Consider the following 11,451-nt stretch of genomic DNA (forward strand, 5'->3'; position numbering starts at 1 on the left):
CCGTCGCCTCCCGAATGGGCTCTCACGCTTTATCGATGAAATTTTGAGCAATTCTCCGTCTTTGTATGCAAGCAGGAACTGCGCCGCTCTCCGGAAAATCAGGCAAAAATCAAAAAGATCAAGTGAGATCAGTTGATTAGCGCGAGACTAACGCCTCGTTAAGCTCTGGCACGAACCTTGCGAATCCAGTTCCAACCAGAAACTTTTGTGTTGGAGCGATTTCATGAAGCGCCGCGATTTCCTCAAGTCCGTTTCCGGATTGGCCGCAGGCGCGGCGCTTCCGGCCATGCCGTCCGTGATCTCCTCGGCCAAGGCCGACGCTCGCTCGGAGACGCTGCTGATCGTCTCGGAGGGCGGCCCCAACAATCTCGATATCCACGGCGTCGGCACCAACGTGCCCGGCTATGAGGTGTCCTGGAATTGCTACGACCGGCTGATCAGCCACGAGATGAAGAGCGGTCCCGGCGGCGTGCCCTATTACGACCGCGACAAGTTCAAGGGCGAGCTCGCCGAGGACATGAAGATCGACGACATGTCGGTCACCTTCAAGCTGAAGAAGAACGCCAAATTCCACGATGGCGCGCCGGTCACCGCCAAGGACGTGAAGTGGTCGTTGGACCGTGCCGTCAGCGTCGGCGGCTTCCCGACCTTCCAGATGAGCGCGGGCTCGCTGACCAAGCCCGAGCAGTTCGTCGTGATCGACGACTACACCGTGCGCGTCGATTTCCTGAAAAAGGACAAGCTGACGATTCCCGATCTCGCGGTGATCGTGCCCTGCATCGTCAACTCCGAGCTGGTGAAGAAGAACGCCAGCGAGAAGGATCCCTGGGGTCTCGAATTCACCAAGCAGCAGACCGCGGGCTCCGGCGCCTACAAGGTGACGAAGTGGACCGCCGGCACCGAAGTGATCATGGAGCGCAACGAGGATTGGGTCGGCGGGCCCTTGCCGAAGATCAAGCGCGTGATCTGGCGCATGGTGCCGCAGGCGGGCAATCGCCGTGCGCTGCTGGAGCGCGGCGACGCCGACATCTCCTACGAGCTGCCGTTCAAGGATTTCCAGGAGATGAAGGCGAGCGGCAAGCTCAACGTGGTGTCGCTGCCGTTCTCCAACGGCATCCAGTATATCGGCATGAACGTCACCAAGCCGCCGTTCGACAACGTCAAGGTGCGGCAGGCGATCGCCTATGCGCTGCCCTACCAGAAGATCATGGACGCGGTGCTGTTCGGGCTCGGCAATCCGATGTTCGGCGCCGCCAAGGACAAGCCGACCGAGGTCGCCTGGCCGCAGCAGCACAAATACAACACCGACATGGAGAAGGCGAAGGCGCTGCTGACGGAGGCCGGCTACGCCAACGGTTTCGAGACCACGATCTCGTTCGACCTCAATTTCGCCGGCGTCAACGAGCCGCTCTGCGTGCTGGTGCAGGAATCGCTCGCCCAGCTCGGCATCAAGACCACCATCAACAAGGTGCCCGGCGCCAACTGGCGCACCGAATTGAACAAGAAGGAGATGCCGCTCTTCACCAACGTGTTCTCGGGTTGGCTCGATTACCCCGAGTACTTCTTCTACTGGTGCTATCACGGCAACAATTCCGTCTTCAACACCATGAGCTACAAGTCGGCGGAGATGGACAAGCTGATCGACGGCGCGCGCGTCGCGGCCGCGAGCGGCGACACCGCGACCTACGATACCGACGTGAAGGGTTTCGTCGATCTCGCCTACAGCGACATCCCGCGCATCCCGCTGTACCAGCCCTTCGTCAACGTCGCGATGCAGAAGAACATCAGCGGCTACCAATACTGGTTCCACCGCCGCCTGGACTACCGCGCGATGGCAAAGGGGTGAGGTGTCATGCTGATGGTCGGCGACGCATCGGCATGTGTTGGTCTCTTCCACTGGAGTGAGGTGGGCACTGTCATCTCATTCCCTCCCCCCTTGTGGGGTCCGAGGCGAGCGAAGCTCGCTCTCGAGGGCAGGGAGGGGGGTAGCCACGAACTCCGACCCCTCCCGGAGCCACCCCCCTCCCTAGCCCTCCCCCACAAGGGGGGAGGGAACGCAGCTGAGCAGGTCGTTCGAATTTGCTTCCAATGGCTAGGCAGAAGGAGAGCACTCCCATGCTGACCATGATCGGCAAGCGCCTGATGTTCGCGATACCCTCGCTGATCGGCGTCGTCATCGTCACCTTCCTGCTGACGCGCGCGCTGCCTGGTGATCCCGCCGCGTATTTCGCCGGTCCCGCCGCGACGAAGGAGGCCGTCGAGCAGATCCGGAAGAAGCTCGGTCTCGACCGGCCGCTGATCGAGCAGTTCTTCCGCTACACCACCGATCTCGCCCATGGCGATTTCGGCAACTCGCTCACCACAGGCCAGCCGGTCGCGGCCGAGATCCGCAACCGCCTGCCGGCCTCGGCCGAGCTGACGCTGCTCGGCCTCATCGTCTCGATCGTGATCGCCATTCCGCTGGGCGTGCTGGCGGCGACGCGGCCGGGGTCATGGGTCGATCACCTCTGTCGGGTCACGACGACGGCGGGCGTCTCGCTGCCGGTGTTCTTCACCGGCCTCGTTCTCGTTTACGTTTTCTATTTCCGGCTCGGCTGGTCGCCCGCGCCGCTCGGCCGTCTCGACGTGTTCTACAGCGCGCCGCCGACGGTGACCGGCTTCTATCTGATCGACACCCTGATCGCGCGTGACCTCGAGGCGTTCCGCTCGGCGCTGAGCCAGCTCATTCTTCCGGCGACGACGCTTGCGATCTTCTCGCTGGCACCGATCGCGCGCATGACCCGCGCCTCGATGCTGGCGGTGCTCGCCTCCGAATTCGTCCGCACCGCGCGCGCCAGCGGCCTGTCGCCGGCGACCGTCATCGTCACCTATGCCTTCCGCAACGCGATGCTGCCCGTGATCACCACGCTCAGCATGGTGTTCTCGTTCCTGCTCGGTGCGAACGTGTTGGTGGAAAAAGTGTTCGCCTGGCCCGGCATCGGCTCCTACGCGGTGGAAGCGCTGATCTCGTCGGACTTCGCGCCGGTGCAGGGTTTCGTGCTGACCATGGCGGTCATGTACGTGCTGCTCAATCTGGTGATCGACATTTTGTACGGCGTGATCGATCCGCGCGTCAGGTTGGAGGGCTAAATCATGAGCTCCGTTGCGCCTGCGGTTGAACCGGTCGGTCCCGCCCGTACCTCGGGACTGGTCGCGATCCTCGAACAGACCCGCTACGTTCTCGGCGAAAACAAGGTCACGGGTTTTGCTTTCGCGCTGCTGATCGTGATCCTGATCGCGGCGATCTTCGGTCCCTATGTGGTGCCGTATGATCCGCTCGCCTCCGACACCGCCGCGGCGTTGAAAGCGCCATCGGCCGCGCACTGGTTCGGGACCGATCAGCTCGGCCGCGACATCTTCAGCCGCGTCGTCGTGGCGACGCGGCTCGATACGTTCATCGCGGTCGCCTCCGTCGTGCTGGTGTTCCTGATGGGCGGCCTCGCCGGTATCGCAGCGGGCTACTTTGGCGGCTGGACCGACCGCATCGTCGGCCGCATCGCCGACACCATCATGGCGTTTCCGCTATTCGTGCTGGCGATGGGCATCGTCGCGGCGCTCGGCAACACGGTGCAGAACATCATTCTTGCGACCGCGATCGTGAACTTCCCGCTCTATGCCCGCGTCGCGCGTGCCGAGGCCAATGTCCGCCGCAATGCCGGCTTCGTGCAGGCCGCGCGCCTGTCCGGCAACGGTGAATTCCGCATCCTGCTGGTGCACATCCTGCCCAACATCATGCCGATCATGATCGTGCAGATGTCGCTGACCATGGGCTACGCCATCCTCAATGCCGCCGGCCTGTCCTTCATCGGCCTCGGTGTCCGCCCGCCGACTGCCGAATGGGGCATCATGGTCGCGGAAGGCGCGGGCTTCATGGTCTCTGGCGAATGGTGGATCGCACTGTTCCCCGGCCTTGCTTTGATGATCGCCGTGTTCTGCTTCAACCTCCTCGGCGACGGCCTCCGCGACATCGTCGATCCGCAGCGGAGGACGTAGGTGATGGTTCCTTCACCTCCAAATTCCCCGTCGAAATTGTCCAATGAATCCAACGCCCTTCTACTGTGCATGGGGTTGTTTTCGACCTTTTTGAGTGACGGGAGCCATCCATGACCGCCCAGCCGCTCCTCGACGTCCAGGACCTCACGGTCGAATTCACCACCCGCCGCGGCATCGTGAAGGCGGTGCAGCACGTCAACATCTCCGTCGCCAAGGGCGAGACGCTGGCCATCGTCGGCGAGTCCGGCTCCGGCAAGTCGGTGACGTCCTATGCGGTGATGCGCATCCTCGACCGGGCGGGGCGGATCGCCGACGGCTCGGTGATGTTCTCCGGCATCGACGTGAAGGCTGCGACCGAAGACCAGATGCGCGACCTGCGCGGCCGCGAAGTCTCGATGATCTTCCAGAACCCGCGCGCTGCACTGAACCCGATCCGCAAGGTCGGCGACCAGATCGAGGACGTGCTGCGCACCCATGTGCAGCAGGCCCAGGTCGCCGATCACGGTGAGAAGGCGATCGAGGCGCTGGAGCAGGTCAAGATCGCCCGCCCGCGCGAGCGCTACCACGCCTATCCGTTCGAACTGTCCGGCGGCATGTGCCAGCGCGTCGTCATCGCGCTGGCGCTGGCCTGCAACCCGCAGCTCCTCATCGCGGACGAGCCGACCACGGGCCTCGACGTCACCACCCAGAAGGCGGTGATGGATTTGATCGTCGAGCTGACCAGGCGCCGCGCGATGTCGACCATCCTGATCACGCATGATCTGGGTTTGGCCGCCGCCTATTGCGACCGCGTCGTGGTGATGGAGAAGGGCCGCGTGGTCGAGACCGCCGCGGCCGCCGATATCTTCGCCAATCCGCAGCACCCCTATACGAAGAAGCTGATGCGCGCGACGCCGCGGCTCGGCGTGAGCTTGCGGGATCTGTTGCCGGAGGAGGAGGGGGCTTCCTTCGCCTCTCCCCGCGTGCGGGGAGAGGCCGACGCGCAAAGCGCGGCGGTGAGGGGGACTCTCCAAGCACCGTGCTCGCGGAGACTCCCCCTCACCCCAACCCTCTCAGCGCGAGCGAAGCTCGTCGCGACCCCGCAAGCGGGGAGAGGGGGAAGAGCGAACAGCCTCTCCTTCTCATCGAAAAGCTCGTGAAAGAGTATCCCCGCCAGGGCGCCACGGCCACGCTCGGCAAATTGTTCGGCCGCAAGCCGCCGGTGGAGCCGGATGTATTCCGCGCCGTCGACGGCATCAGCTTCTCGATCGGCCATGGCGAGAGCGTCGGGCTCGTCGGCGAATCCGGCTGCGGCAAATCGACCACCTCGATGATGGTGATGCGGCTCCTGGAGCAGACCTCCGGCCTGATCCAGTTCGACGGCGAGGACATCGGCGGCATCGCGCCGGCCTCGTTTGCCCGGCTGCCTCAGCGCAGCCGCATCCAGATGGTGTTCCAGGACCCGACCGACAGCCTCAATCCGCGCTTCACCGCCGCGCGCGCCATCGCCGACCCGATCATGCAGCTCGGCGACGTCAGGGGCCGCGACGCGCTGCGCGCCCGTTGCGAGGAGCTGGCCACCATGGTCGGCCTGCCGCACAATCTGCTGGATCGGTTCCCGCACCAATTGTCCGGGGGCCAGAAGGCCCGTGTCGGCATCGCCCGGGCGATTGCCCTGCACCCGAAACTCGTCATCCTGGACGAGCCGACCGCGGCGCTCGACGTCTCGGTCCAGGCCGTGGTCCTCAATCTGCTCCAGGACCTCAAGGCGCGGCTAGGTATGAGCTATCTGTTCGTCTCGCATGATTTGAACGTAGTGCGCTTGCTGTGCGATCGTGTCATTGTGATGCGGACGGGTCGAATCGTCGAGGAAGGCTCTTCCGAGAGGGTTTTGAGCGATCCGCAGGACGACTACACCAAGGAGCTGCTGACGGCGATCCCGCATCCGCCGTTGCCGGTACACTGATTGTTTGGGAGCGTGATGGCCGAGCCGCTGGACGACTATATCGACGCTGTTTCCAAAGCGCTGGCACTGCCGGTCGAGGAAGCCTGGAGGCCGGCGGTTCGCGCCAATCTCGAAGTGTCGCTGCGGCTCGCCCGCCTCGTCGACGAATTCGCGCTGCCGGACGAGACCGAGCCGGCGCCCATCTTCTCCGTCTGACGTCGCCATGACCACCAAGCCAGAGATGAGTGCTGTCGATATCGCCAAAGCGGTGGCTGGCGGCAAGATGTCCGCCCTCGCTGCCACCGAAGCCGCGCTTGCGCGCATCAAGCAGCACGACACCATCCTCAATTCCTTCACCGACGTCACCGCCGAGCGCGCCCTTGCGAAAGCGCATGCGATCGACGCCGACATTGCCGCCGGCAAGGAGGTCGGCCCGCTCGCCGGCGTGCCCTTCGCGGTGAAGAATCTGTTCGATGTCGCGGGCCTCTCGACCCGTGCCGGCTCGAAGATCAACCGCGACCTCGCGCCCGCCAAGCGCGACGCCACCTTGATCGAGCGGCTGGAAGCGGCCGGCGCGGTTCTGGTCGGCGCGCTCAACATGGGCGAGTACGCCTACGACTTCACCGGCGAGAACATTCACGACGGTCCATCGCGCAATCCGCACGACACGACGCGCATGAGCGGCGGCTCCTCCGGCGGCTCCGGCAGCGCCGTCGGCGGCGCGCTAGTGCCGATCGCGCTGGGCTCGGACACCAACGGCTCGATTCGCGTACCGTCCTCGTTCTGCGGCATCTTTGGCCTGAAGCCGACCTATGGCCGGCTGTCGCGGGCGCGGTCGTTTCCGTTCGTCGCGAGCTTCGATCATCTCGGCCCGTTCGCGCGCTCCGTCACCGATCTCGCGCTCGCCTACGATGCGATGCAGGGGCCGGATGCGGGCGATGCCGCCTGCACCACACGCGGTCTGGAGCCGACGGTGCCGCTGCTCGCCAATCCGGTCTCGGACCTGCGTATCGCGATCGCCGGCGGTTACTTCCAGAAGAACGTGTTTGCCGAGGCGGTCGAAGCCGTCAGCCGCGTCGCCAAGGCGCTCGGCGCGACGCAAATCGTGGATGTGCCCGAAGCCGCGCGTGCCCGCGCGGCGGCTTACGTCATCTCCACCACCGAAGGTGCCTCGCTGCATCTCGACCGCCTGCGCAAGCGCCCGAACGATTTCGACCCCGCCGTGCGCGACCGCCTGATCGCGGGCGCCATGGTGCCCGCGCCGCTGGTGGATCGCGCGCAAAAATTCCGCCGCTGGTATCGCGCGCAGTTTTCCGAAATCTTCAAATCGGTCGACGTGCTGCTGGCGCCGGCGACGCCGTGCACTGCGCCAAAGCTCGGGCAGGTGAATTTCAATCTCGACGGCGTCGAACTGCCGGTGCGCGCCAATATCGGCATCCACACCCAGCCGATCTCCTTCATCGGCCTGCCCGTGGTCGCGGTGCCGGTGCCGCTCGAGCCGCTGCCGATCGGCGTGCAGATCATCGCCGCGCCCTGGCGCGAGGACATCGCGTTGCGCGTCGCGCATACGTTGGAACGGATGGGCGTTGTCGCAGCGCCAGCCCCGAGAGGATTCTGAGATGGAGATCGATCTCCCAGAGGTGATCGCGGAAGTCAAAGCCGCATTCGATCGTTATGAGCAGGCCCTAGTCACCAACGACGTAACCGTGCTCAGCGAGCTGTTCCGCAACGATCCCCGCACGCTGCGCTACGGCATCGGCGAGAACCTCTATGGCTATGAGGCGATCTCCGGCTTCCGCGCCGGCCGCTCGCCGGTCGGCCTCAACCGTCGCACCGCGAAAACCGTCATCAGCAGCTATGGCCGCGACACGGCCGTCGCCTCCACCCTGTTCTATCGCGACACGGCGCCCGGCAAGGTCGGCCGGCAGATGCAGACCTGGATTCGCTTCCCGGAGGGCTGGCGCGTCGTCGCCGCCCATGTCAGCATCATCGACGAGTCGAAAGAGACCTGATCGAATGACGCTTGACGACCTTCCGCAGGGAACTCTGCCGGCCGAGCCGGTGGTGCCCCGCGTCGACCGGGCTCTGCCGTCGGTGCAGAAGGTCACGCGCGCCGAGGAGCTGCGCCTTCAGCTCGCCGACGAGATCGTGCGCGGAGCCCTGGCTCCCGGCTCGCCGCTGGACGAGACCGACATCGCGCGGCGTTTCAACGTCTCGCGCACGCCGGTGCGCGAGGCCCTGCGCCAGCTGGTGGCGAGCGGCCTCGTCGAGGCCCGGCCGCATCGCGGCGCGGTGGTGGCGCAGCCGTCGATCGAACGGCTGAAGAGCATGTTCGAGGCGATGGCGGAGCTGGAGGCGCTGTGCGCCGGCCTTGCGGCCGAGCGCATGTCCGCCGCCGAACGCCACGGCCTGGAGGCCATCCACGAAGAGCTGCGTGTCCTCAGCTACACCGGCAATCCCGATCGCTTCCACGAGGTCAACGAGCGCTTCCACAACGCGATCTATGCCGGCTCGCAGAACGGCTACATCGCCGAGATCACGCTGGGGACCCGCGTCCGCGTGCAGCCGTTCCGCCGTGCCCAGTTCCGCAACCTCGGCCGTCTCGCCAAATCGCAAGCGGAGCACGACAGCGTCGTCGTCGCCATCATGCGCGGCGACAAGCAGGGCGCCGCCGCCGCCATGCGCGCGCATATCGAGCTGGTGCGCGGGGAGTATGAAATCTACGCGGTGTCGGTGTAGGCGACGCGCACTCCGTGCCGTAGGGTGGGCAAAGGCGCAAAGCGCCGTGCCCACCACCTGGCTGGTGGTAATGGTGGGCACGCTACGCTTTGCCCACCCTACGAGAGCTACGCCGTGGCCGCCTCCGCCATATACGCGCGCCAACCGCCGTAGCTTGTGATGTCTCGCGCTTCGCCGAGCACTTCCGGCTCGACGAGAAAGCCCTTCACGCTGCGGCCGTCGGCGAGCCTGATGGTGCCGATCGCCATCGGCGCCGGAATCGCGTTGACGAACTTGCCGAACGCAGCCGCAGAAAGCGACCAGATCTCCAGCTCGATGGCCGCGCCTTTGCCGGCTGCGACGCGCAGCATGCCCGGCTTCGGTGGTGTGGTCGGAAGCGCATAGAGTTTGTAGTCCGCCGCCGTCCTGGTCGCCTCGATCAGCTTTCCGTTCAGCGCCTTCAGCTCGCCGTTCAGCGCCATGCCGGACAGATGCGCGCCGACGACGGCGATCGGAATCTCGTCGATGCCGCCTGCGGCAAGCGGCGCGAGCGCGGGTTGCGCGACGCCCTTCGCGCCGACGCTCAGCCTGGTATCCGCATGGAACACGCGGCCGATGCTCGCAAGCAGCGCATCGCGGCCGGCCGGCGCCAGCAGCGTGATCCCGAACGGGATGCCGTCGGCGCGCATCGATGCCGGCACGGCGAGGCCGCAGAGGTCGAGCAGGTTGACGAAATTGGTGTAGGTGCCGAGCCGGCTGTTGAGCTCGATCGGGTTGGCCAGCACCTGCGCGGTCGTATACGCGGTCGGCGCCGTCGGCAGCACCAGCGCATCGATATTGGCAAAGGTGCGCTCGGCGATCTTGCGCAGGCCCTGCAGGCGATAGAGCGCGGAGAAGGTGTCCGCCGCCGTCAGCCGCGCACCGGCCGCGGTGATCTCGCGCGTCACCGGATGGATCATATCGGGCGCGGACGCCAGCAGGTTCTTGATCACGAGATAGCGCTCGGCAACCCAGGGCCCTTCGTAGAGCAGTCGCGCCGTCTCGTAGAACGGCTCGAGGTCGAATTCGACCAGCGTCGCGCCGAGCGCAGTCCAGCGCTTCAGCGCCTCGCCATAAGCGGCTTCCGCCTTCTTGTCGCCGAAGAAGATCAGCTGCCCGTTGCGCGGCACGCCGAGGCGCAGGTTTGCGGGGAACGGCGTCAGCGCGCCGAGCGGCCGGTCGCGCGAGAATGGATCGGCCTGGTCAGGTCCCGCCATCACGGAGAGTGCGAGTGCAGCATCGTCCACCGTCAAGGCGAATACCGAGATGCAGTCGAGCGTGCGGCAGGCAGGCACGAGTCCCGCGGTCGAGATCATGCCGAGGCTTGGCTTCAGCCCGACGATGTTGTTGAGCATGGCCGGCACGCGGCCGCTGCCGGCGGTGTCGGTGCCGAGCGTCAGCGGCACCAGCCCGGCGCCGAGGGCGGTCGCCGAGCCCGAGCTGGAGCCACCGGGAATCAGATCCTCGCGAATCGAATTTTTGGGAATGCCGTAGGGCGAGCGTACGCCGACGAGGCCGGTTGCGAACTGGTCGAGATTGGTCTTGCCGATGATGATGGCGCCGGCCGCGCGCAGGCGCTCCACCGCGGTCGAGTCATGGGTCGGTGTGTAGGAGAAGGCGGGGCAGGCCGCCGTGGTCGGAAAGCCCAGCGCGTCGATGTTGTCCTTCACCGCGACCGGGACGCCATAGAGCGGCATGCTGGCGGCATCCGGGCGCGCGGCAAGCTTTTCAGCTTCCGCGATCGCGTCCTTCTCGTCGCGCAGGCTGATGAAGACGGCGGGATCGTTGTGGTCGCGGATGCGCTGGTAGCTGCGCGCGATCGTCTGTGCCGGCGTGAGCGTGCCCGCGCGATGCGCGGCCACAATCGCGGCGATCGTTTCAGGCTGTTCAGCCCCCATTTTCAGCCCTCATGGCGACAAAACTCCGGCAACATGTCCTCACCCGGATTGAAGCAAGCGATGTGCCATTGTGTACAGAATCCGGGCAGCGCGGCTGCTCCGGATATTATCGGGAGATCAGTAGGTTGGGGGATATTTCGGCGGCCGGGCGGGGCATCGCGCCAACGCCTTGTTCCGGGCATTTGCGCAAATTTTGGGCAGTCTGGATCAGGTGAAGCCAGCGAGGATCTGGAGCAGCCGCTCCCGGTTCTCCTTGCCGATCTTCGCCTCGACATGGCGCTCGTGCTCGTCGGCGAGCCGCTTGAACTTCGCCAGCGCCGTCTCGCCCTGGGCGGTGAGGTGCAGGGCGTGGGAGCGCCGGTCCGCCTTCGACTTGACCCGTTTCACCAGCTTGCGGTGTTCGAGGCTGTCGAGCAGATGCACAAGCCGGGCGCGCTCGATGCCGAGGCGCTTGGCCACCGCCATCTGCGACAGGCCCGGATTGGCGCCGATTACCGTCAGCACCGAATATTGCGTCGGCCGGATGTCGACCCCGCCCAGCGTCTTGATGAAGTCCTGAAAGATCCAGATCTGGAAACGCCGCACCGCGTAGCCGGCGTGTCCGACCAGCGCGTCGAGCCCTATCTCGTCCGCGTCGTTCCGCCGCGCCGCGCCGTTGCCGGCGCGTTTGCGTGGGGAAGTTTGGGCTACCGTGGCTGTCACGTCGCGTCTCCTGCCATGCATCCCTTGTAGCGCCTCGGACGGCCGTGCGGAAGATTGTTGTTGACGACAACAATTGTCGTGCCCAACATTATGGCCAAGGCAGAATGGCCAAGGCAGTCCGGAACGAGGCTGCGGCCG

General features: G+C 65.5%; 9 protein-coding genes and 1 pseudogene. 8 read left to right on the forward strand and 2 right to left on the reverse strand.

From position 1 onward, the window contains the following. Positions 1 to 223 precede the first annotated feature (223 nt). The 8 genes and pseudogenes from EI171_RS07605 to EI171_RS07640 all read left to right on the forward strand — a co-directional run bounded on the left by EI171_RS07605 (position 224) and on the right by EI171_RS07640 (position 8,695). On the forward strand, positions 224 to 1,846 hold the full coding sequence (locus EI171_RS07605; RefSeq protein ID WP_011083856.1) for an ABC transporter substrate-binding protein: 1,623 nt from the start codon (positions 224 to 226) through the stop codon (positions 1,844 to 1,846). A 269-nt stretch (positions 1,847 to 2,115) separates the two neighbouring features. Next, entirely contained in the window at positions 2,116 to 3,129 is a 1,014-nt protein-coding gene (locus tag EI171_RS07610; RefSeq protein ID WP_161532983.1) for an ABC transporter permease, read from the forward strand. A gap of 3 nt (positions 3,130 to 3,132) precedes the next feature. Further along, entirely contained in the window at positions 3,133 to 4,032 is a 900-nt protein-coding gene (locus tag EI171_RS07615; protein ID WP_161532984.1) for an ABC transporter permease, read from the forward strand. A 110-nt stretch (positions 4,033 to 4,142) separates the two neighbouring features. After that, positions 4,143 to 5,977 (forward strand): annotated as a pseudogene (locus EI171_RS07620) (dipeptide ABC transporter ATP-binding protein). Positions 5,978 to 5,992: 15 nt separating this feature from the next. After that, positions 5,993 to 6,172 (forward strand): DUF4089 domain-containing protein, encoded by a 180-nt coding sequence (locus EI171_RS07625; RefSeq protein WP_161532985.1) that lies wholly within the window; start codon positions 5,993 to 5,995, stop codon positions 6,170 to 6,172. Positions 6,173 to 6,179: 7 nt separating this feature from the next. Further along, positions 6,180 to 7,574, forward strand: a complete 1,395-nt coding sequence (locus EI171_RS07630) for an AtzE family amidohydrolase (RefSeq protein WP_161532986.1) — start codon at positions 6,180 to 6,182, stop codon at positions 7,572 to 7,574. A gap of 1 nt (position 7,575) precedes the next feature. After that, complete coding sequence (gene hpxZ / locus EI171_RS07635; protein WP_161532987.1) at positions 7,576 to 7,968, forward strand: oxalurate catabolism protein HpxZ; 393 nt, start codon at positions 7,576 to 7,578, stop codon at positions 7,966 to 7,968. A 4-nt stretch (positions 7,969 to 7,972) separates the two neighbouring features. Further along, positions 7,973 to 8,695, forward strand: coding sequence for a GntR family transcriptional regulator (locus EI171_RS07640; RefSeq protein WP_161532988.1), 723 nt, complete (start codon positions 7,973 to 7,975; stop codon positions 8,693 to 8,695). 107 nt (positions 8,696 to 8,802) lie between these two features. Here the strand turns inward: EI171_RS07640 and atzF are convergent, their stop codons facing one another. Together atzF and EI171_RS07650 are read right to left on the reverse strand one after the other, a co-directional pair. After that, complete coding sequence (gene atzF, locus EI171_RS07645) at positions 8,803 to 10,611, reverse strand: allophanate hydrolase (RefSeq protein ID WP_011083864.1); 1,809 nt, start codon at positions 10,609 to 10,611, stop codon at positions 8,803 to 8,805. A gap of 207 nt (positions 10,612 to 10,818) precedes the next feature. Next, positions 10,819 to 11,334 carry a MarR family winged helix-turn-helix transcriptional regulator gene (locus EI171_RS07650; protein ID WP_011083865.1) on the reverse strand — a complete coding sequence of 172 codons (516 nt, stop codon included), beginning with the start codon at positions 11,332 to 11,334 and terminating at the stop codon, positions 10,819 to 10,821. Between the last annotated feature and the right edge of the window lie 117 nt (positions 11,335 to 11,451).

The organism is Bradyrhizobium sp. LCT2, assembly GCF_009931255.1.
In the GTDB taxonomy this organism is placed as follows: Bacteria; Pseudomonadota; Alphaproteobacteria; order Rhizobiales; family Xanthobacteraceae; genus Bradyrhizobium; species Bradyrhizobium diazoefficiens.

Excerpts from the sequence above, each read along its gene's own strand:
- EI171_RS07605 (WP_011083856.1), top strand. The coding sequence starts at position 224 with ATGAAGCGCCGCGATTTCCTCAAGTCCGTTTCCGGATTGGCCGCAGGC.
- EI171_RS07610 (WP_161532983.1), top strand. The coding sequence starts at position 2,116 with ATGCTGACCATGATCGGCAAGCGCCTGATGTTCGCGATACCCTCGCTG.
- EI171_RS07615 (WP_161532984.1), top strand. The coding sequence starts at position 3,133 with ATGAGCTCCGTTGCGCCTGCGGTTGAACCGGTCGGTCCCGCCCGTACC.
- EI171_RS07625 (WP_161532985.1), top strand. The coding sequence starts at position 5,993 with ATGGCCGAGCCGCTGGACGACTATATCGACGCTGTTTCCAAAGCGCTG.
- EI171_RS07630 (WP_161532986.1), top strand. The coding sequence starts at position 6,180 with ATGACCACCAAGCCAGAGATGAGTGCTGTCGATATCGCCAAAGCGGTG.
- hpxZ (WP_161532987.1), top strand. The coding sequence starts at position 7,576 with ATGGAGATCGATCTCCCAGAGGTGATCGCGGAAGTCAAAGCCGCATTC.
- EI171_RS07640 (WP_161532988.1), top strand. The coding sequence starts at position 7,973 with ATGACGCTTGACGACCTTCCGCAGGGAACTCTGCCGGCCGAGCCGGTG.
- atzF (WP_011083864.1), bottom strand. The coding sequence starts at position 10,611 with ATGGGGGCTGAACAGCCTGAAACGATCGCCGCGATTGTGGCCGCGCAT.
- EI171_RS07650 (WP_011083865.1), bottom strand. The coding sequence starts at position 11,334 with ATGCATGGCAGGAGACGCGACGTGACAGCCACGGTAGCCCAAACTTCC.